Genomic DNA, 19,599 nt, shown 5'->3' with positions numbered 1-19,599 from the left:
AAAGGCGCCGGAGAAACCAAACCGCGCGTTTGTGCGTATAGTTGATTGTGCGCCGAGAGCGCAGCGCCCTTCATGCCAGCCAATTCATGGATCTTCATGCATTTCAGGTTTCACCGCAGTCTTCTATCCCGCGTCATCTTCGTATGGTTTGCTCTCCTTTTAAGCTGGAGCGCGGCGGTCGCAGAACCAAAGACGCCGGCGGTGCTTACCGATGTTGGCGGCTACACGCTGAACAGCGTTCTGCTTGAACCGAAGGGGCGTGCGGAGCTTCCTCCGATCGTCTTCATCCATGGCGCGAGCACGAGCCTCTACGATCCGATTTTCTCGTTTCGTGAAAAGCTCGAAGGGCGTGCGCAACTCCTGTTCGTTGACAGGCCCGGACACGGGCGCTCCGACGTAGGCGGCGCGGCGAATACGCTCCCGGATGGTCAGGCAGATGCGATTGCAACGCTCATGGAAAAGCGCGGGATCAAAAAAGCGATCATCGTCGGCCATCCCTATGGCGGCGCGGTCGCAGCCGCATTCGCGCTCAATCACAAGGACAAGGTGCTAGGCCTCGTTCTGCTCTCGCCCGCCGTCTACCCATGGCCGGGCGGTGTCGCGTGGTATTATCAGGCGGCGCGCGCGCCTGTGCTCGGATGGGTATTCAGCGGCTTGGTCGTACCCGCTGTCGGACTGGTTGCCATGAACACGGCGATCGACGCCGTCTTCGCGCCCAACAAGCGCCCCGACACTTACATTTCCGAAACGAAGGCGATGCAATCGCTGCAACCGGCAGCCTTCCGGCACAATGCCAAGGAAATCGCGAACCTTCAGGATTGGACGAAGCGCGTCTCACCGCGCTATCCGGAGATCAAGGTGCCGACGATCATCATAACGGGCGATACGGACGACATTGTTTCTCCCGAAATCCACTCGCGTCAGCTTTCGCGCGCGATCAAGGGATCGGAGCTGATCGTGGTCCGCAATCTCGGCCACAAATCGGATTATATCGCAAACGATCTGGCGGTTGCGGCGATAGAAAAAATCGCCGGAAAGCGCCGCAACCTCAAAGCGATCGCGCGACAGGTCGAAAAGCGTATCGCCGGTGACTAGTCTCGCGGCCCCTGAACGCTGGACCTCCCGGCTCGTTCTGGCGGGTATCTATCTGCTCGCAGGTATTCTGCACTTTCCGTTCGCCGGACCGCTGCTTGCCATCACGCCTTCCTGGGTGCCCTACCCGCATTTCGTGATCCTTGCGACCGGCGTTTGCGAAATCATCGGCGCTGCCGCTTTGCTCACGTCAAGGTTTCGCTGGCTCGCTGGCGTAGCATTGGCGCTTTACGCCGTCTGCGTTTATCCGGCCAATATCAAGCATGCGATCGACGGGCTATCGGCGGTCGATGCCAGCAGCCTCGCCTGGATGTATCACATTCCCAGACTGGCATTTCAGCCGGTGTTCGTGTGGTGGGCGCTCCATGCGGGCGGGGTCATCGACTGGCCCTTCGCTTCCCGCAAAAGCTAAAAAGAAGGCGGCATTTGCGCCGCCTTCCTTTCCGCCCCGTAACTTAACTCAGGTCAATTCCAGCTTTTCACCAGCTCGTCATAGCTGATGGTCTGCGGCTTTTCCTTTTCATTCTCGATCTTGAGCTGCGGAGCGAGATTGCCCTTTGCGACGGCATCCTTGTTCCAGAACTCGATGTCGTGCTCTTCGGCCATTTTCGGACCGATGTCGCCCTGCACGCCTGCGCGCTCAAGACGTTCCATGACCTTTTCCTGCTCGGCGCAGAGCGAGTCCATGGCTTCCTGTGGGGTTTTCGCACCCGACGACGCATCGCCGATCGCCTGCCACCAAAGCTGTGCCAGCTTTGGATAATCAGGAACGTTCGTGCCCGTCGGCGACCATTGCTTGCGGGCTGGCGAGCGGTAGAACTCGATCAGACCACCAAGCTCCGGCGCACGCTTCGTGAAGCTCTCGTGCTGGATCGAAGATTCGCGGATGAGCGTCAGGCCGACATGGCTTTTCTTCACATCGACTGTCTTCGAAGTGACGAACTGGGCGTAAAGCCAGGCCGCCTTGGCGCGATCTTCCGGCGTGGATTTCAGCAATGTCCAGGAACCCACATCCTGATAGCCAAGCTTCATGCCGTCCTTCCAGTAGACGCCATGCGGCGAGGGAGCCATGCGCCATTTCGGCGTGCCATCCTCATTGACCACGGGCAGACCCTTCTTCACGGCATCGGCGGTGAAAGCCGTGTACCAGAAGATCTGCTGCGCGATCTGGCCCTGCGCAGGAACGGGACCGCTTTCCGAGAAGGTCATGCCTTGTGCTTCCGGTGGTGCATAAGCCTTCATCCAATCCAGATATTTCTGGATGGAATAGACCGCGGCCGGGCCGTTCGTATCGCCGCCACGCGCGACGCAGGAGCCGACAGGGCGCGAATTCTCATCGACCTTGATGCCCCATTCATCGACCGGCAATCCGTTAGGAATGCCCTTGTCGCCATTGCCTGCCATCGAAAGCCAAGCGTCGGTGAAGCGCCAGCCGAGCGACGGGTCCTTTTTGCCATAATCCATATGGCCGTAGACCTTCTTGCCGTCGATCTCGCGTCCGGTGAAGAATTCGGCGATGTCTTCATAGGCCGACCAGTTGACCGGCACGCCGAGATCGTAGCCGTACTTCTCCTTGAAATCGGCCTTGTTCTTCTCGTCGTTGAACCAGTCGTACCGGAACCAATAGAGGTTCGCGAATTGCTGGTCGGGAAGCTGGTAGAGCTTGCCGTCCGGCGCGGTGGTAAAAGATGTGCCTATGAAATCGGCAAGGTCGAGCGTCGGGCTGGTGACGTCCTTGCCTTCATTGGCCATCCAGTCGGTCAAGTTGCGCGCCTGCTGGTAGCGCCAATGCGTGCCGATCAGATCGGAATCGTTGACATAGGCGTCGTAGACGTTTTCACCCGACTGCATCTGCGTCTGCAGTTTTTCCACCACGTCGCCTTCGCCGATGAGATCATGCGTCAGCTTGATGCCGGTGATTTCCGAGAACGCCTTGGCCAGCGTCTTCGATTCATATTCATGCGTGGTGATCGTTTCAGAAACGACCTTGATGTCCATGCCGGCAAAAGGCTTCGCGGCATCGATGAACCATTGCATTTCAGCTTCCTGCGCCGCGCGGTCCAGCGCGGACATATCGCCGATCTCGGCGTCCAGGAATTTCTTCGCAGCGTCCATGTCGGCAAAAGCGCTGCCGGTGAAAACCAGCAGTGCCATGGCCGTCGTCGTAGCCAGAATATTACGTTTCATCAGTTCCTCCCGTTGAAACAAGGTTCGCTGTCTGTTTCTTGCCCCCGCGAAGCCAGCTATCGACGCGGTCGATCTTCCTCCCTCCGTTTCGCTGATCAGACGAAGCGGAATACGCCGATGGCGTAAGCCACCGACAGAGCCGTTGCCCACCACAGATCCGGACCGACAAGCCCGAGCCAGGCGAGATGAATGAACGCTGCGCCAAGCAGCGATATGAACAGCCGGTCGCCGCGCGTCGTCTCGAAGCGCAGCAGGCCAATGCGCGGATTGCCGCCGGGCGAGACATATTCCCAGACCGACATGGCAATCAGCAGCGCCAATATGGTAACGAAGAAGAGCGCGGTCGGCACGGTCCATGCCATCCATGAGAGGTTCATGAGAGTGCCTCCGGATGATGGTACGAAACCGGTCCACCCCCCTCTGGCCTGCCGGCCATCTCCCCCTCAAGGGGGGAGATTAGCTGCGGCAATGAGGAGAATAATCTCCCCCCTTGAGGGGGAGATGGCCGGCAGGCCAGAGGGGGGTGATTTTTGCTCACTAAGCCCATCACACCCTCCCCAGGGCAAAGCCCTTGGCGATGTAATTGCGTACGAACCAGATGACGAGCGCACCCGGAATAATCGTCAACACGCCTGCCGCCGCCAGTACCCCCCAATCCATTCCCGAAGCCGAGACCGTACGCGTCATGATTGCCGCAATAGGCTTCGCGTCCGTCGTCGTCAGCGTGCGCGCGATCAGCAGTTCGACCCATGAGAACATGAAGCAGAAGAAGGCAGCAACGCCGATGCCCGACGCGATCAGCGGCATGAATATCTTTACGAAGAAGCGCGGGAAGGAATAGCCGTCGATATAGGCCGTTTCGTCGATTTCCTTCGGTACGCCCGACATGAAACCTTCCAATATCCAGACCGCCAGCGGCACATTGAACAGGCAGTGCGCCAGCGCGACCGCGATATGCGTGTCGATCAGGCCGAAGGCCGAATAAAGCTGGAAGAAAGGCAGCACGAAAACGGCAGGCGGTGCCATGCGGTTGGTGAGCAGCCAGAAGAACAGATGCTTGTCGCCAAGGAACCGGTAGCGCGAAAAGGCGTAAGCCGCAGGCAGCGCCACGGACACCGAGATCACCGTGTTCATGACCACATAGATGATGGAGTTGATGTAGCCCTTGTACCAGGACGGGTCGGTGAAGATCACCGCGTAATTTCGCAGTGTCGGGTTCTGCGGCCACAGCGAAAAAGCGCCCAGAATTTCCTGATTGGTCTTGAAACTCATATTGATGAGCCAATAAATCGGCAGCATCAGGAAGATGATGTAGATGGTCGGCACCAGCCACCAGAGCCGTGACTCATCTCCGCGACGCCGCATGCGCCTCGCAAGGGCCGTATCGACTGGCGCAATGGCTCCGCCCGCATCATTATTGCGCAGTACGGTTTCGGACGTGGCGTTCAAATTCACCATCTCACCGCTCCGCGTCGTAATTGGTCATGACGGTGTAGAACACCCATGACAGCAGAAGGATGATCAGGAAGTAGATCAGCGACATGGCCGCCGCCGGTCCAAGATCGAACTGGCCGACCGCGATCTTCACGAGGTCGATCGACAGGAATGTCGTGGAATTGCCGGGTCCGCCGCCGGTCACGACGAAGGGCTCGGTGTAGATCATGAAGCTGTCCATGAAGCGCAGCAGCACGGCAATCAGCAGCACGCGGTTCATCTTCGGAAGCTGGATGTAGCGAAACACGGCCCAGCGCGATGCGCCGTCGATCTTGGCCGCCTGATAATAAGCATCCGGGATCGAGACGAGACCGGCATAGCAGAGCAGCACGACAAGACTCGTCCAGTGCCAGACATCCATGACGATTACCGTCACCCAGGCGTCGAACGGGTCGTTGACGTAATTATAGTCGAAGCCGAGCGACGTCAGCACATAGCCGAGCAGGCCGATATCGACGCGGCCGAAAACCTGCCAGATCGTGCCAACCACATTCCACGGAATGAGCAGCGGCAGAGACATCAGAACGAGACACACCGGCACGCCCCAGCCGGATTTCGGCATGTTGAGCGCGATGAAAATGCCGAGCGGTATTTCGATCGCCAGAATAATCCCTGAGAAAATCAGGTTCCGCCCCATCGCTTCCCAGAAACGGGATGAGGTCAGGATTTCCTCGAACCATTCGGTTCCGGCCCAGAAGAACTGGTTGTTGCCGAACGTGTCCTGCACTGAATAATTGACGACCGTCATAAGCGGGATCACCGCCGAAAATGCGACCAGCACGAGAACCGGCAGGACCATGAACCAGGCGCGATTGTTCCAGCTTTTTTCCATGATCAGCCCCCCGCCCCGTCTCGTCCGAGTTCGGCGCGCCCAAGTTCGACCCGCCAAGAGTCAGCGTAGAGGTTGATGCCCGCCGGATCGAAGCGGATGCGCGGTTCTGCCGGAACCTCATCATCCTCGCCGAGCAAAGCCGCGATCTCACGCCCTTCGAAGGTTCCGCGCACGATTTTCTGGCGCCCGATGTCCTCGACCTTGGAGACAGTCACCAGCATGCCCTCGCGTCCGAGCTTTACGAATTCGGGCCGCACGCCGAGTTCAAGCGAACCGGCGACAGCGGATGGCGCACCGGGCAATTCGATGGTCTGGCTGCCGACCCGCGCGGTTCGCCCGTCCAGCGTGGCGGGCATGACATTCATACCCGGCGAGCCGATGAAATAGCCGACGAATGTGTGCCGGGGCCGCTCGAACAATTCGTGCGGCGTGCCGATCTGCACGATCTGACCATCGAACATCACCACGACATGCTCGGCGAAGGTCAGCGCCTCGGTCTGGTCGTGCGTGACGTAAACCATCGTGTAGCCGAAGCGTTTGTGAAGCTGCTTCAACTGCGAGCGCAACTGCCATTTCATATGCGGATCGATGACCGTCAGTGGTTCGTCGAACAGGATCGCATTCACATCCGAACGCACCAGACCGCGGCCAAGCGAGATCTTCTGTTTCTGGTCCGCCGTCAGCCCGCGCGCCTTGCGATGCGCGCGCTCTTCGAGGTCCGTCATCGCCAGAATCTCGCGCACCTTGCGGTCGACATCGGCTTCGTTCACGCCGCGATTGCGCAGCGGAAACGCCAGATTGTCGTAGACCGTCATCGTGTCGTAGATGACCGGAAACTGGAACACCTGCGCAATATTGCGTTCCTGCGTCGAGGCGCGTGTCACGTCGCGCCCATCGAAAAGCAGCTTTCCATGCGAGGGATGCAGAAGGCCGGAAATGATGTTGAGCAGGGTCGTCTTGCCGCAACCGGAAGGGCCTAGCAGCGCATAGGCGCTGCCATCCTCAAACGTATGGTGCACCTCCTTCAGCGCATAATCGGCTTCCGACTTCGGATTGGCTCCGTAGGCGTGGCGGATATGGTCGAGATCGATGCGTGCCATCCCGGTCTCCCCTCACGCCGCCATTTGCGCGGCATGCATCGCGCGGCCATCGGCCCCGAACACCATGATGTGGCGCGGATCGATGAACACTTCGACGGTTTCGCCCGGCTCGAAAATGTGGATGCCCGGCGTCAGCATCACCCAGCGCATATCGGCGAAATCGACATGCACGAAGCTTTCAGACCCGGTGATTTCCGTAACCTGAACAGTCGCACGCACCGGCACTGCATCCGGCGAACGCTTTTGCAGCGACAGATGATGCGGCTGGAAACCGACCGTGTAGCTGGCGTCGGGAATGTCGCCCAGCGAAGCAGGAACGGCGAGATCGACCCCGCCATCGAGCACGAAGCTGCGCCCGCGCTTCTCCAAAACGATCGTATTGAGCGGCGGATCGGAAAAAGTTCTGGCCGTAATCAAATCTTCGGGCCGCCTGAACACATCGATCGTAAGCCCGAACTGCGTGACCCTGCCTTCGGAAAGCGTCGCAGTATTGCCGCCAAGAAGCAGCGCCTCATGCGGTTCGGTCGTCGCATAAACGAAAATCGCGCCGGTTTCGGCGAATATGCGCGGCAGTTCGGCGCGCAATTCCTCGCGCAGCTTGTAGTCCAGATTGGCCAGCGGCTCGTCGAGCAGCACCAGCCCCGCCTGCTTGACCATGGCGCGGGCCAGCGCCGTGCGCTGTTGCTGCCCGCCGGAAAGATTCAACGGCGTGCGTTCGAGATAAGGCGTCAGTTTCAGGAGATTGGCCGCTTCGCGGACTTTCTTGTCTATGGTCGCTTTGTCGACACCCGCGACCCGCAGCGGCGAGGCGATGTTCTCGTAGACGCTCATCGCCGGATAATTGATGAATTGCTGGTAGACCATGGCCACGGCGCGTTTCTGCACCGGCACGCCGGTCACATCCTTGCCGTCGATCCAGACCGTCCCGGAAGTCGGTCGGTCGAGCCCGGCCATCAGGCGCATAAGGCTGGTTTTTCCCGAAAGCGTCGGGCCGAGCAACACGTTGAGCGTGCCTGGATGAAGCGACAGCGATACGTCGTGGATATGATCCACGCCAGCCACGCTTTTGGTCACGTTCTTGAGTTCCAGCATTCCGCCTCCTCCCAGGCTTTATGCTCGACGGTCGCTTATTCGCCCGCCGTACTACTCACGCTTTCCAATTCCAAAATGTCATTTCAACGCGCCTGCTATTGTTATTCTTGATGCAGCAGGCTGCGCGCCGTTTTATCCAATTCCCCTCAGCCACAGCCCATATTCAGGTTGAAAGCTGATCGTCGCCGAAATTTCACCGAACGTCCATCAAAGAAGGCGTTACGCGGGCAAGTAGGGCTACTTTGCTCGCCCTTTCGACTTTCGAAGCGCAATGAACCTCCCTCATTACGAAACATTCCGCGATTATTTCGAACCATGATCGAATGTCAAACGAAATTCATTGCAATAGATTTATCGTCGTTTGCAGCGATGATCTTTTTCAACATCGGGAGCGCCATGATCACTCCGCAATCCGCCGCGGCGCGCTCAATGCCGCCCTCTGGATCGCTGCCAGTGACGATGCTGCCGAAACCTTCCGTGCCCTAGCTAGAGGGCTTCTTGCGAAGCCCGTGTAAATTGACGGCGCACTATACGTTGCTGGAAATCACCACAGCCGAGAAATACCGCAGGCGCCGTAGCCTTGATGGTTTCTGCCGAATAAGGTGCCATGGTTGCAAGTGGCCAAAGGATACACGGATGGGCAGCAATATTGCCGGGACATTGCGTATCGTCGCAGCGCTGACAGTTGTGATATCGCTCATCGCAGCGGGGTATCTGAGCCGCTCACCCTGGATCGTCGTGCTGGCGACGCCGGTGCTGACCTTGCTTTATGTGCTGGGCAAATTTCGACAGTGGCGAGCTGCATGGCGCGCCGGTGGAACGAAGTCCATCATGCTGAGCGTGCTGACGACGCTGCCTATCCAGCTAATTCTCGGCTACGTTCTCTACCTGATCGGACTTGGGCTGGCGCAGCTCATCGCACCGGCTCCTATCGCCAGTTTCGGCTCGGGAGACGTTCTTGGCGTCGGTCTCATGTTTGTGATCTGCCTGATCTGCTCCCTCGCCATCATCAGCCTTGAAGGAGATGCTCCCGCTGCGTTTCAGCAGGCAGGCACCGCGCAAGCCGCAAACCAGCCGGACCGGGATGAAGAGGTGGAGCTAGACATCGATCCGAACCCGCTGACATCGGAAACATTCTTCACCTCGCCAGGATATTGGCGACCCGATCCGGTGCGCGAAGTGCTGGAGGGGCGCGGCAGACGCGTTGCTAAACCTTTGCTGACGGCAAGCGATGCGGAGATCACCGCTGCCGAAGAGCGGATCGGTTTTCGACTGCCGCAAAGCCTGCGCGGGCTCTACCGCGTCATGAACGGAGGCAATGTCGGCGAGCTCTATGTGCCGCTGAAAGCCAAGCCGGGACCGGTCTATGACGATTGGCGCGGGGCCTTCAGCATCGATTACTCCAGCCTCAATCCACTGGACAGGCTGCGCACCGTGCGCGAGCATTATGAAGACTTCACCGAGGACCCGGATGAGTTTCCCGCCAATGCCGACAAGCTGCTTGTGCTTCAGGCGCGCTATGGCGACATGACCTTGCTCGATTATTCGAAGCCCGGCGAACCCAGGGTTTCGATCGTCGACTTCGACAAGAATGGCGATCTGCCCGACATTGCGTTCGACACATTCGATGATTTCTTCAAGGCGTTGCGTCGACCGAAGAAGGAACCGCTTCGCCCGTTCAATCGCGAGATGTACCGCAGCAAGCCGCTGGGGACTTTGCCGCGGGAGAACCGGGCGGCGGCTTTCTGGGGCACAGCCAACCATCCCTTCGCCAATATGGCGCAAGGGCGCGACGACGGCTGGCAGCCGAAAACCGCTGCCGACGACGCGCTGATCGCCGAGACGGAAAAGCGGATCGGTGCAAAGCTGCCCGAGGCGGTCAAGGCGCTATGGAAGGCCAGGAACGGAGGCGATGTAATGTACCGCTTTCTGGATGACGGTCCGGACAAGGAGATCCAGCCCTTCGAGGAACTGGCGCCGCTGGAATATGCCTCGAAGCTGGCCGAGCTTTCGCGGCGCATCGATTTTCCGCCGGGGGAAACGCCCTGGCATGAGACGATCGCCGGTGCCGACAAGCTGATCGTGTTGAACGCCAAGCGCGATGATCTGGTGCTGTTGGATTATCGCGGCGGCGGTGATCCGTCGCTCTTGCTGGTCGACGATTTTGAAGCCTCCGGCATCAACAACGCGCGCGTTTTTAAGGACGTTGATGCATTCGTCGAAAAGCTGCGGAAGTTCGAGCGGTCGCCATTGCTGCCAAAGCTTCCATGACGCGCAGAAGACAGGAAAGTACGATGAAAAATTTCCAGCTTTTGTTCGTTCGGCACGGAAAGCTCTTGCGTGGCTTGGTAATGGCCGCAGGGCTATTGACGCTCGCGCAAGGGCAAGTGCTGGCGCAGGACGCTCCGAGTACGTCCAAATTCAAGGAAAAGGTCGTATCCTGTTTCACGCCGCCGCCCGGCGCTACGGAAAAGACCATTGTTTCTGCCATGCTCGAACAGGACGGCTCTCTGAAGGGGAGCCCAGTGGTAGTCCATAAGGGCGATGGACCGATAAACGACACATTTGCGAAAGCGGCGGTTCGTGCGATTTTGAAATGTCAGCCTTATGCCGGGCTGGGCATTCAGGGAGAAGTCACGGTCAATTTCGTACCGGACCCCCTACCTGTTTCAAGTGCAGACGCTCAGCCAGAACCACAGATTTTAACAACGCCCGACGGAAGCCGATTGTCTTTCAATCCGCCACCGGGCCTTTGCCGGGTTGATCCAGCTCTGGGCGGAGCCGACGAGCAGATCTGGCGCACCAATCCTTTTGGAACCGGAGGCGCCGATCTGCTTGCGGTGTGGATCGATTGCGCTGCATTAAACACAATCAGAAAGGGCGACCGCTCCTCACCGCCCCGGCAAATGTTGTCAGTCGTCGAGATGCAGAGACTTCCGACGAACAATCCGCCGATATCCGACACTCTCAGTGGATTTGTTGCGGCTCTGGTCACCCGAGACAAGGACCGCTACACGCCGGTAAGCCAATTTCTGAACAATCCAACGCAGGACGGGAGCGCACTTGTCAATCACGATCAGCAAGCTGTTTATTACGGCCTTCGTAAAATAGGTTCCGATGGCACAGTCAACGGTGGCGGTGCCAGCGCTTACACCATGATTGGAACCCGTCCGCTGGTCGCTTTCAACATGACGTTCCGCGGCAGAAACTACGATGATGCCCTGCTATCGGAAAGCAAACCCATGATTGAAAGCCTGCACTCGCTCAATCGTTAGGAATTGATACGCAGCCAAGATTGTCAAAGGCAATTTACCTTTGGCAAAAAGGGTATCCTTACGGCCCGCAAGACCAAATACCCGACAATCAACAAATGAAGTAAAATGGCGCGCCCGAAAGGATTCGAACCTCTGACCCCCAGATTCGTAGTCTGGTGCTCTATCCAGCTGAGCTACGGGCGCGCATACCGCTAAGATGCGGTCAGAAACGAACAGGCAGTAGCCCGCTGCGTTTGCGAGACGGTACCTACCCACTGCCGAAAAGAATTGCAAGCGGGCATCTGCTAAAAGTTGGGAGGAATTTTGCATCCCCTAAGGGCAGCCTGTGCGAAACCGGCTAAAATCCGGCCCGGCGCGAAATCCCTGGGCCTTAGGCCGGGCGGCGCATAGAGTTGCGGGCTTCCTCGAGACGCACGGGCTGATCGGGAATCGTCACTGCGAACACAGTCTTGCCGCCGACGCTCTCCACAAGCTCTATCGAGCCGCTATGAGCGCGGACCAGTTCATGGGCGATGGCCAGCCCCAGGCCGGTGCCGCCGCTGCGTGCCGATCCCCTGAACGCCGCGAACAGGTTTTCACGCGCCTTCTGCGGGAGGCCGGGACCGGTATCGGCCACCATCACGCGGCACACGCTGCCCTCACGCTCGGCAGAAACGGTCAGGCGGCGCACGATCGCGCTCTCTTTATCTGCCGACATCGCCTCGACAGCGTTTCGGCAAAGATTGTTCAAGACGCGGAAAAGCTGTTCGGCGTCGGCATCGATCTCGAACGTGTGTTCGATCTCGTTGAAGAACTCTATGTCCTGATCGGAAGCGATGCCAAGCATGCCATGAACCTCATCGACCACCTGCCGAAGCCGTAGCCGTCGCCGCGAGGGTGCCGCTTCCTGCGTTCGTCCATAGGTCAAAACGCCTTCGGAATAGGAGACGGCGCGGTCGATCGTGCGCATCAGTTTTGGTACGAATGCCTGCACGGTCGGATCTTTCACCATGTTCAGCCGGTCGGACATGAGCTGCGCCGACGCCAATATGTTGCGCATGTCGTGATTGATCTTGGAAACGGCCAGGCCAAGATCGGCAAGATGCTTCTGCTCACCAAGCGTTTTTTGAAGCCGTATCTGCATTCTCGCCAGCTCGCGTTCCGCAACGCCGAGTTCATCAGCCCTGCCCTCAGGCTCGATGATGTGCCCCGGATTATCCGGCTCCTCCGAGAAGGCGAGCATCGAACGCGTTATCTTTCGGATTGGCCTGATCATTTTGCGGTCAATCGCGTAGAAGACCAGCATTGCCGTGAAAAGCGATATCAAAAGGGAAAGAAATGCGAGAATTTTGGAGAAGTTCAGCATCGCCGCCCGCAACTTCTTGTCGGGCATGATCAGTTCGAATTCCTTGGTACTGTCGCCGACAGGGCCATAGACGCGCAGCATCCGGTCCCCGCCGCGCACCAGCGTATCGAGCGCATCGACCATGGCAGATAATGGCGCGACATCGGCAAGGTTGACATGCTCATCGACGGTCGGCGGCATTTCAGTGGTCGCCAGAAGCCGCGAGACGCCGCCATCGCGCACGGCAATTGCCTTCGCACCGATGGATGCCAGAACATCGTTCTGCACGGGGCGTGAAAGCTCCATCGCGTCTTCCTGAACGAGCACGATGGATAGTGCTGCGGCCGTGTTCAGCCGTTCTTCCAGCCAGCGAATGCGGAAATTCGCGATAGCGGGGAAGAAAATCAGGATTTCCGCAATAAGGACGAAAATGACCGTCAGAATGAGAAGCTTGGTCGACAGGCCGCGCGACAACGGCACCATGCGCGATGTGCCGCACTTTTTCTCGGAAACGGTTTCTTCGCTCATAAATGCCTGTCTAACTTGCCACACCGGGCCAACATGGATTCGCGGCAGTGGTCTTTCGACATCTAAACTAGGCGATTAAGGCGGATTTTCCAATTTCGCCGGCTGACGCACGAAAGATTTCGGTTTGTGTTGTTTGCAAGACACGTATACGAGCCGCAAAGTGTTTCGGATGAAGTAAAGCTGCAACCGTCTATGCAACGGTCGGCAATTGACTTTCAGGCACCTTCTTTTTATAAGCCCGCCACGCTTGGGCCTTATCGTCTGGCGCAATTTGCATTGCGTTGAAGAAAGCCCGGCGAAAGCTCCTGTTACCAAGTGACAGAATTAAGAAGGGCCGCACCCCGCGGTATTAAAAGAAATGAAGCGTACATATCAGCCGTCCAAACTCGTTCGCAAACGCCGTCATGGTTTCCGTTCTCGCATGGCAACCAAGGGCGGTCGCAGCGTCGTCGCAGCTCGCCGCAACCGCGGCCGCAAGCGGCTTTCAGCATAAGGGAAGACGAGACGTTGCCGGAAACGGCTGCCCTCAAGCTCCCTGCCAGGCTCCGCAAACGTGCGGAGTTTCTGGCTGTCAGACGCGGTGAAAAACGCCGCGGACCACTGATGCTGCTGGAAGTGCTAAATCGCGGCGATGAACAAGCGCCGCGTTTCGGCATTACAGTTACCAAAAAAGTCGGCAATGCCGTCATTCGCAATCGCATCAGGCGGCGCATACGCGAGGCCGTACGCGTACATGCCGCAGGTGACATGACGCCCGGCACGGATTATGTGATCGTCGGCCGCGGCGAAATACTAAACGCGCCATTCGAGAAGCTCGCGTCAGAGCTTTCAAGACGAATTCGCGGAACGCGTTAGGACCAAAGGCCCCCGATGCAAAATAATCGCAATTTCCTCATCACCATCGCGCTTTCGGTGCTGGTCCTCACGCTGTGGCAAGTGTTCTACATGAACCCGCGCATCGAACGTCAGCGCGAAGCCGCGCAGATCGAGGCGCAGCAACAGCAGGCACAGCAGCAACAGGCGCAGCCAGGCAGCCCCGCACCGGGCGCCGCCGTTCCCGGCGCTCCGCAGGCCACTGTACCCGGCATTCCCGGCACGGACGGCACAACGCCTGTCGGTCGCGAGCAGGCGCTTGCCGCATCGGCCCGCATTCAGATCGAGACGCCGAGCCTTGAAGGCTCCCTCAATCTTACCGGCGCGCGCATCGACGACCTTCGCCTGAAGGATTACACGCTTACGGTAGACAAGAATTCGCCGATCATCGACCTGCTCAACCCGCAATCGCTGCCCAATGGCTATTATGCCGAAGTCGGCTATGTGGGCAACGAGGCGAGCGGCGACGTTCCCGGCCCGCAGACCACCTGGACTGCCGCAGCCAACCAGACGCTGACGCCGGACACCCCTGTCACGCTGACCTTCACCAACGACAAGGGCCTGACCTTCACGCGCGTCGTATCCGTCGATGCGGACTACATGTTCACGGTTTCCGACACGGTCGCCAATACGAGCGGCACCAGCGTTTCGCTGTCCAACTATGGCCGCGTGACGCGCTTCGACAAGCCAAGCACCGCCAGCGTCTACGTGCTTCACGAAGGCCTGATCGGCGTAACCGGCACCGAAGGCCTGCAGGAGATCAAATACTCCAAGATCGAGGACGACAAAGAGGTCAAGCCGGGCAAGTCCAGCGATGGCTGGCTCGGCATTACCGACAAGTATTGGGCGGTAACGCTCATTCCTTCAAAGACGCATGAATTCCAGCCGCGTTTCGGCTACTTCTCGGATGGCCGCTCGCGCTTCCAGTCCGACTATCTTTCCGACGCGATCACCATCGATGCCGGACAGTCCACAAATGTCGAAACTCTGGTGTTCGCCGGTGCCAAAGAAGTCGCCAAGATTGACGGCTATGAAAAAGACCGCGGCGTACGCCAGTTCGAACTTCTGATCGACTGGGGCTGGTTCTACTTCATCACCAAGCCGATGTTCTGGCTGATCGACACGCTCTACAAGATGCTCGGCAATTTCGGTCTTGCCATTCTGGCAACGACCGTCGTCGTCAAGCTCATCTTCTTCCCGCTTGCCAACAAGTCTTATGCTTCGATGGCGAACATGAAGAAGGTTCAGCCGAAGATGCTGGAAATCCGCGAGAAATATGCGGATGACAAGATGAAGCAGCAGCAGGCGATGATGGAGCTGTACAAGACGGAAAAGATCAATCCGCTTGCAGGCTGCTGGCCGATCCTCATCCAGATCCCTGTCTTCTTCGCGCTCTACAAGGTTCTCTACATCACCATCGAGATGCGCCACGCGCCCTTCTTCGGCTGGATTCAGGATCTTGCAGCACCGGACCCGACATCCTTGTTCAATTTGTTCGGCCTGTTGCCGTTCATGGTGCCGCAATACCTGCATATCGGCGTATGGCCGCTCATCATGGGTGTCACCATGTTCCTCCAGATGCGCATGAACCCGACGCCGCCAGACCCGACGCAGCAGATGATTTTCAACTGGATGCCGGTGATCTTCACCTTCATGCTGGCATCGTTCCCAGCCGGTCTGGTGATCTACTGGGCCTGGAACAACTCGCTTTCGATCCTCCAGCAGGGCGTGATCATGAAGCGCCAGGGCGCGAAGATCGAGCTCTGGGACAATCTGATCGGTCTCTTCAAGAAAAAACCGACGCCGGCGGAATAGCCGGAACTCCAAACAAAAAAGCCCGGCTCGACCGGGCTTTTTTTTATGTTCAACGGGTTTTCCAACGTGAAATGGCAAATTTCCCGTTTGCAACCGGGCCGTGTTAATTGTGAAACTCCTATTGTGGAATGCGGGGGAAACCATTTCCGTCTAGACTAATTGCGTAATGACCGGAGGACGACATGCACGGACCTAGCCCACAAACGAAGCACCCCACCCTTTTCAAGCGAGTCGGTTTTCTCAAGCCTCTGGTCAACGCACCGAATGTCGAGATTGGCGATTTCACCTATTACGACGACCCTGACGGCCCCGACCGTTTCGTCGAGAAATGCGTGCTTCATCACTACACATTCATCGGCGACAAGCTCGTAATCGGAAAGTTCTGCGCGATAGCCGAGGGCGCGAAGTTCGTGATGAACGGCGCAAACCACACGCTCGCCGGGTTTTCCACCTTTCCCTTCAACATATTCGGCCAGGGCTGGGAGAAGGGTTTCGACCCGGAAGTCTGGAAAAGCGAACTGCGCGGCGACACGGTGGTCGGCAACGATGTCTGGATCGGCATGGAATCCGTCATTCTGCCCGGCGTCACGATCGGCCACGGATCGATCGTCGCTGCGCGCGCAGTCGTCAGCCGTGATGTGCCACCCTACTCCATCGCTGCCGGAAATCCGGCGACGCCGGTCAAGATGCGCTTCGACGAAAAGACGGTCGAACGTCTGCTTGCGGTCGCATGGTGGGATTGGCCGGTTGACAAGATCACCAGAAACCTTGAAGCGATCCGGGGAGCCGACATCGACCGGCTGGAAGCTTCTGATTGATGATCGAAAGAGTGGTACGGTTTTGACGCGCGACGAGAACAGTTTTCCAAATCCCTGGATTTTCATCCGCGGCGTGCCGTCCATGAAGTTCCTGCCGCCCGAAGGGCCGTCGGAAATCGCTTTCGCCGGCCGTTCGAATGTCGGCAAATCCTCGCTGATCAATGCACTGGTCGGGCAAAAGGCGCTTGCCCGCACCTCGAATACGCCGGGCCGCACGCAGGAGCTCAACTACTTCGTGCCGGACGGCTATTCAGGTGAGCCGGGCGACCTGCCGCCGATGGCCCTGGTCGATATGCCGGGCTATGGCTACGCCAAGGCTCCCAAGGAGCAGGTGGATTTGTGGACGAAGCTCGTCTTCGACTATCTGAAGGGCCGCGTGACGCTGAAGCGCGTCTATGTGCTGATCGATTCCCGGCATGGCATCAAGAAGAACGACTCGGACGTCCTCGACCTGCTCGATAAGGCCGCCGTCTCCTACCAGATCGTGCTGACCAAGACGGACAAGATAAAAGTGGCGGGCATACCGCGCCTGATCGAAGAAACCGCCGAGAAAATTCGCAAAAGACCCGCCGCTTTTCCCGAAATCATCGCGACTTCTTCAGAAAAATCCGAAAATATCGACGAGCTTCGCGCCGCAATCATGTTTGCGATCAGCCATTAGAGCGCTTCATTAGAAGCGCTGGCGGGACATCACCCCCCTCTGTCCTGCCGGACATCTCCCCCTCAAGGGTGGAGATTGGCTGACATCGCTATCTGGTTTCATTCTGCAACATCAGCGATTGGTGCCGTGCATTCATGACAGGATAATCTCCCCCCTTGAGGGGGAGATGCCCGGCAGGGCAGAGGGGGGTGCCTCGCGATTGCGTCAAACAGAAACCGCTCAAAAGAAAAAAAGGGCCGGTTTCCCGGCCCTTTCAACGTGCTGGCCTGAGACGGCCGATCACATCTTGGGAAGAAGCACCTTGTCGATGACGTGAATGACGCCGTTCGACTGTTCGACATCGGCGATAGTTACATTTGCAACATTGCCGTTTTCATCGGTTACGGTGACTTTGCCGCCGGTGTCCTTGAGCGTCAGTTCGCAGCCGCCGACTGTCTTGACCTTGTGCTCGCCGCCATCATCCTTGACCATCTTCATCACGTCGGCCGACATCGCCTTTGCGCCGATGACGTGGCAGGTCAGAACCTTGGTGAGCTGATCCTTGTTTTCTGGCTTCAGAAGCGTGTCGACCGTGCCTGCTGGCAGCGCCTCGAAGGCTTCATTGGTTGGTGCCAGAACGGTGAACGGGCCTGCGCCCTGCAGCGTCTCGACCAGGCCTGCTGCCTTAACTGCTGCAACCAGCGTGGTGTGATCTTTCGAATTCATCGCATTTTCAACGATGTTCTTGTCGGTAAACATTGCCGCACCGCCGACCTTCGGATTTTCGGCATAGGCAGAACCTGCCAGTGCGGAAAAAGCAACGGCGCTGGCGAAGAGGATGGAGGTTAGTTTACGCATTTGGAAAAACTCCCTGGATTGTTTCCCTCTGTGGGGCGCAAGGAGATACGGAAAGAAAATCTACAAGTTTCCGGCTGCGCAAAAAAAGTTTTGATTTTTTTGCGATTTACAGAAAATAAAGCCGCCTTCGTCTTTACGAAAACCTTTAAAATAAAAATAAAGCCGCGCACCGCACCCTTACAGATGCAGAACACGACTTGCATTTACATGAGGAAAACTTTGTCGTCTTAGATGTTTCTCAAATCGCCCGCCGCTACAACTGGGCCGGTCGGCTGGCCGGTGGGGGAGCCGCCCTGCGGCTCAAGACTGACTGCGAGAACCGCACCGCCTGCCAGTTTCTGGCGTGCGGCCTCATCCATTTCCATCTTCATGTGAACGGAAGCACCGGCGGGGATGACACCCATCGAGACCGGAGCATTGTCGCCCTCGATCATCCAAAGCTCGAAATCCTTGCCGCTTTCGCGCTCCCCGGAGACATGCGACAGCGAAACCTCGCCCCGCGCCTCGTCATACATTGCGAGATAGCGCACATCGCTGTTGTCGGCTGCCAGTGAAGCCACCATCCGCATCGGCGGCGTGGTTGCCGGAGGGCTGACATAAGGAACCGCGATATAAATCGCGAGAGCGGCCACGGCAGCGGTGGCAAGCCCGCGCCAGAAGGCGAGGCTCAACCAAAGTCCGGCTTTGCTCTCGGTTGTTTTGGCCGACGAGGAGAACAGGCGCGCATCTATCGCCTGCTTTACCGATGCCGGTGCCTCGACGGGCGCGTAGCCATCATTGAGCGGCGAAAGATGTACCGTCCAGGCATCGACCTGCCGCGCGAAGTCCTGATCGGTCTCGACGCGAGCACTGGCAGCCTTGCGTTCGTCCGCAGGCAAGACGCCGAGCACGTATTCGGCGGCGATCATGTCGCCGTCTCCACGTTCGGGCAGGTTTTCGTCTGCGAAGCTCATCTTTCCAGGCATTCTCTCAGTTTCAACAGGCTGCGGCGCAGCCATGTTCTCATCGTGTTGAGGGGTACGCCGTGGCGCTCAGCCAGTTCGGCATAACTCTCGCCCGTCAGATAGGCACCGCGAACGGCGGCCGCCCTATCCTGCTCAAGTTCCTCCAGGCAATGATGGATACGCTCTCCCTCCGCGCCCGCAATGGCCGAAGCCTCGGGGTCTGGTGACGGGTCGGCAATATCGTACGCGGCATCTATATCTGTCGTCGGTTGCCGTCTCGCCCGGATTCGATCTATCGCGTGGTTCCTGGCAATCGCCACGAGCCACGATATCGGGCTTAGGTCCGTGACCGCGAAACGATCAGCCTTCGTCCATATCTTGACGTAGACTTCCTGCAACGCTTCCTCGGCTTCTGCTCGATTGTTCAAGACACGGAGGCACACGCCAAAAAGTTTCGAATTTGTTTGACGATAGAGCTGATCAAACGCGCTGCGATCCCTCATGGAGGTCCGGACAATCAACTTTGTGATATCCTGAGTAGTCATCGCAACCAAATTAGAATCCTGCCTAATATTTGCAATCGCTGATTTTATACCGCTGCAAGCAGCATTTTGTGGAAACGCAAAGGCTACGGTTTGGTTCAACGCAAAACAGAGCCTAAATCATAATGCTTTCCGGGTCGTGAACCATTTGCCCCCGGCATGATTTACCGCTAAGACCCCGCGCA

19 protein-coding genes, 1 tRNA gene and 1 pseudogene are annotated in these 19,599 nt (G+C 57.9%); 10 read left to right on the top strand and 11 right to left on the bottom strand.

All coding sequences use genetic code 11. The annotated features are described in order from the left end of the window. Window positions 1-96 precede the first annotated feature (96 nt). On the top strand, window positions 97-1,095 hold the full coding sequence (locus ABFT80_RS17555) for an alpha/beta fold hydrolase (protein ID WP_455189962.1): 999 nt from the start codon (window positions 97-99) through the stop codon (window positions 1,093-1,095). Next, the gene (locus ABFT80_RS17550) at window positions 1,088-1,504 is read left to right on the top strand and encodes a DoxX family protein (RefSeq protein ID WP_347973220.1); all 417 of its coding nucleotides are present in this window, start codon (window positions 1,088-1,090) and stop codon (window positions 1,502-1,504) included. Before ABFT80_RS17555 ends, ABFT80_RS17550 begins: the two co-directional genes overlap by 8 nt. Window positions 1,505-1,557: 53 nt before the next feature. Here ABFT80_RS17550 and ABFT80_RS17545 read toward each other — a convergent pair whose 3' ends face one another. From ABFT80_RS17545 to ABFT80_RS17520, 6 genes are all read right to left on the bottom strand, one after another. Further along, complete coding sequence (locus ABFT80_RS17545; protein ID WP_347973219.1) at window positions 1,558-3,279, bottom strand: ABC transporter substrate-binding protein; 1,722 nt, start codon at window positions 3,277-3,279, stop codon at window positions 1,558-1,560. A 95-nt stretch (window positions 3,280-3,374) separates the two neighbouring features. Then, complete coding sequence (locus ABFT80_RS17540) at window positions 3,375-3,656, bottom strand: DUF2160 domain-containing protein (protein WP_347973218.1); 282 nt, start codon at window positions 3,654-3,656, stop codon at window positions 3,375-3,377. A gap of 169 nt (window positions 3,657-3,825) precedes the next feature. Then, complete coding sequence (locus ABFT80_RS17535) at window positions 3,826-4,644, bottom strand: carbohydrate ABC transporter permease (protein ID WP_347973378.1); 819 nt, start codon at window positions 4,642-4,644, stop codon at window positions 3,826-3,828. A gap of 94 nt (window positions 4,645-4,738) precedes the next feature. Continuing rightward, complete coding sequence (locus ABFT80_RS17530; protein ID WP_347973217.1) at window positions 4,739-5,605, bottom strand: carbohydrate ABC transporter permease; 867 nt, start codon at window positions 5,603-5,605, stop codon at window positions 4,739-4,741. 2 nt (window positions 5,606-5,607) lie between these two features. Continuing rightward, complete coding sequence (locus ABFT80_RS17525) at window positions 5,608-6,705, bottom strand: ABC transporter ATP-binding protein (protein WP_347973216.1); 1,098 nt, start codon at window positions 6,703-6,705, stop codon at window positions 5,608-5,610. 12 nt (window positions 6,706-6,717) lie between these two features. Beyond that, on the bottom strand, window positions 6,718-7,797 hold the full coding sequence (locus ABFT80_RS17520; protein ID WP_347973215.1) for an ABC transporter ATP-binding protein: 1,080 nt from the start codon (window positions 7,795-7,797) through the stop codon (window positions 6,718-6,720). A 422-nt stretch (window positions 7,798-8,219) separates the two neighbouring features. Between ABFT80_RS17520 and ABFT80_RS28115 the strand changes: the two are divergent. The 3 genes and pseudogenes from ABFT80_RS28115 to ABFT80_RS17510 all read left to right on the top strand — a co-directional run. Beyond that, window positions 8,220-8,312: pseudogene (locus ABFT80_RS28115) on the top strand (TetR/AcrR family transcriptional regulator); the annotation flags it as partial. Window positions 8,313-8,433: 121 nt separating this feature from the next. Further along, complete coding sequence (locus tag ABFT80_RS17515) at window positions 8,434-10,068, top strand: SMI1/KNR4 family protein (RefSeq protein ID WP_347973214.1); 1,635 nt, start codon at window positions 8,434-8,436, stop codon at window positions 10,066-10,068. Window positions 10,069-10,091: 23 nt separating this feature from the next. Next, a complete protein-coding gene (locus tag ABFT80_RS17510) occupies window positions 10,092-11,072 on the top strand; it encodes a hypothetical protein (RefSeq protein ID WP_347973213.1) in 981 nt (326 codons plus the stop codon). A gap of 106 nt (window positions 11,073-11,178) precedes the next feature. On the opposite strand, the gene ABFT80_RS17505 is transcribed toward ABFT80_RS17510, so the two are convergent. Both ABFT80_RS17505 and ABFT80_RS17500 read right to left on the bottom strand, forming a co-directional pair. Then, a tRNA-Arg gene (locus tag ABFT80_RS17505) sits at window positions 11,179-11,255 on the bottom strand. 187 nt (window positions 11,256-11,442) lie between these two features. After that, the gene (locus tag ABFT80_RS17500) at window positions 11,443-12,924 is read right to left on the bottom strand and encodes a sensor histidine kinase (RefSeq protein WP_347973212.1); all 1,482 of its coding nucleotides are present in this window, start codon (window positions 12,922-12,924) and stop codon (window positions 11,443-11,445) included. 358 nt (window positions 12,925-13,282) lie between these two features. Between ABFT80_RS17500 and rpmH the strand changes: the two genes are divergently transcribed. The 5 genes from rpmH (at window position 13,283) to yihA (ending at window position 17,091) form a co-directional block, all read left to right on the top strand. Beyond that, complete coding sequence (rpmH, locus tag ABFT80_RS17495) at window positions 13,283-13,417, top strand: 50S ribosomal protein L34 (RefSeq protein ID WP_347973211.1); 135 nt, start codon at window positions 13,283-13,285, stop codon at window positions 13,415-13,417. A 14-nt stretch (window positions 13,418-13,431) separates the two neighbouring features. Then, on the top strand, window positions 13,432-13,779 hold the full coding sequence (gene rnpA, locus ABFT80_RS17490; RefSeq protein ID WP_347973210.1) for a ribonuclease P protein component: 348 nt from the start codon (window positions 13,432-13,434) through the stop codon (window positions 13,777-13,779). A gap of 15 nt (window positions 13,780-13,794) precedes the next feature. Then, the gene (yidC, locus tag ABFT80_RS17485; RefSeq protein WP_347973209.1) at window positions 13,795-15,612 is read left to right on the top strand and encodes a membrane protein insertase YidC; all 1,818 of its coding nucleotides are present in this window, start codon (window positions 13,795-13,797) and stop codon (window positions 15,610-15,612) included. Window positions 15,613-15,794: 182 nt separating this feature from the next. After that, window positions 15,795-16,430 (top strand): CatB-related O-acetyltransferase, encoded by a 636-nt coding sequence (locus ABFT80_RS17480; RefSeq protein WP_347973208.1) that lies wholly within the window; start codon window positions 15,795-15,797, stop codon window positions 16,428-16,430. Window positions 16,431-16,452: 22 nt separating this feature from the next. Continuing rightward, on the top strand, window positions 16,453-17,091 hold the full coding sequence (gene yihA, locus ABFT80_RS17475) for a ribosome biogenesis GTP-binding protein YihA/YsxC (RefSeq protein ID WP_347973377.1): 639 nt from the start codon (window positions 16,453-16,455) through the stop codon (window positions 17,089-17,091). Between the two features lie 279 nt (window positions 17,092-17,370). On the opposite strand, the gene ABFT80_RS17470 is transcribed toward yihA, so the two are convergent. The 3 genes from ABFT80_RS17470 to ABFT80_RS17460 all read right to left on the bottom strand — a co-directional run bounded on the left by ABFT80_RS17470 (window position 17,371) and on the right by ABFT80_RS17460 (window position 19,417). Further along, a complete protein-coding gene (locus tag ABFT80_RS17470; protein ID WP_347973207.1) occupies window positions 17,371-17,928 on the bottom strand; it encodes a fasciclin domain-containing protein in 558 nt (185 codons plus the stop codon). Window positions 17,929-18,155: 227 nt separating this feature from the next. Then, window positions 18,156-18,881, bottom strand: coding sequence for an anti-sigma factor (locus ABFT80_RS17465; RefSeq protein ID WP_347973206.1), 726 nt, complete (start codon window positions 18,879-18,881; stop codon window positions 18,156-18,158). Next, window positions 18,878-19,417 (bottom strand): sigma-70 family RNA polymerase sigma factor, encoded by a 540-nt coding sequence (locus tag ABFT80_RS17460; RefSeq protein ID WP_347973376.1) that lies wholly within the window; start codon window positions 19,415-19,417, stop codon window positions 18,878-18,880. Before ABFT80_RS17460 ends, ABFT80_RS17465 begins: the two co-directional genes overlap by 4 nt. Window positions 19,418-19,599 lie beyond the last annotated feature (182 nt).

Source organism: Foliimonas ilicis (assembly GCF_039939195.1).
Classification (GTDB): Bacteria; Pseudomonadota; Alphaproteobacteria; order Rhizobiales; family Rhizobiaceae; genus Foliimonas; species Foliimonas ilicis.
The sequence above is the reverse complement of the archived record's forward strand: the minus strand, read 5'-3'. Positions and strand labels throughout refer to the sequence as shown.

Coding starts and splice junctions, on each gene's coding strand:
- ABFT80_RS17555 (WP_455189962.1), top strand. CDS start 97: ATGCATTTCAGGTTTCACCGCAGTCTTCTATCCCGCGTCATCTTCGTA.
- ABFT80_RS17545 (WP_347973219.1), bottom strand. CDS start 3,279: ATGAAACGTAATATTCTGGCTACGACGACGGCCATGGCACTGCTGGTT.
- ABFT80_RS17540 (WP_347973218.1), bottom strand. CDS start 3,656: ATGAACCTCTCATGGATGGCATGGACCGTGCCGACCGCGCTCTTCTTC.
- ABFT80_RS17535 (WP_347973378.1), bottom strand. CDS start 4,644: ATGCGGCGTCGCGGAGATGAGTCACGGCTCTGGTGGCTGGTGCCGACC.
- ABFT80_RS17530 (WP_347973217.1), bottom strand. CDS start 5,605: ATGGAAAAAAGCTGGAACAATCGCGCCTGGTTCATGGTCCTGCCGGTT.
- ABFT80_RS17525 (WP_347973216.1), bottom strand. CDS start 6,705: ATGGCACGCATCGATCTCGACCATATCCGCCACGCCTACGGAGCCAAT.
- ABFT80_RS17520 (WP_347973215.1), bottom strand. CDS start 7,797: ATGCTGGAACTCAAGAACGTGACCAAAAGCGTGGCTGGCGTGGATCAT.
- ABFT80_RS17515 (WP_347973214.1), top strand. CDS start 8,434: ATGGGCAGCAATATTGCCGGGACATTGCGTATCGTCGCAGCGCTGACA.
- ABFT80_RS17510 (WP_347973213.1), top strand. CDS start 10,092: ATGAAAAATTTCCAGCTTTTGTTCGTTCGGCACGGAAAGCTCTTGCGT.
- ABFT80_RS17500 (WP_347973212.1), bottom strand. CDS start 12,924: ATGAGCGAAGAAACCGTTTCCGAGAAAAAGTGCGGCACATCGCGCATG.
- rpmH (WP_347973211.1), top strand. CDS start 13,283: ATGAAGCGTACATATCAGCCGTCCAAACTCGTTCGCAAACGCCGTCAT.
- yidC (WP_347973209.1), top strand. CDS start 13,795: ATGCAAAATAATCGCAATTTCCTCATCACCATCGCGCTTTCGGTGCTG.
- ABFT80_RS17480 (WP_347973208.1), top strand. CDS start 15,795: ATGCACGGACCTAGCCCACAAACGAAGCACCCCACCCTTTTCAAGCGA.
- ABFT80_RS17470 (WP_347973207.1), bottom strand. CDS start 17,928: ATGCGTAAACTAACCTCCATCCTCTTCGCCAGCGCCGTTGCTTTTTCC.
- ABFT80_RS17465 (WP_347973206.1), bottom strand. CDS start 18,881: ATGAGCTTCGCAGACGAAAACCTGCCCGAACGTGGAGACGGCGACATG.
- ABFT80_RS17460 (WP_347973376.1), bottom strand. CDS start 19,417: ATGACTACTCAGGATATCACAAAGTTGATTGTCCGGACCTCCATGAGG.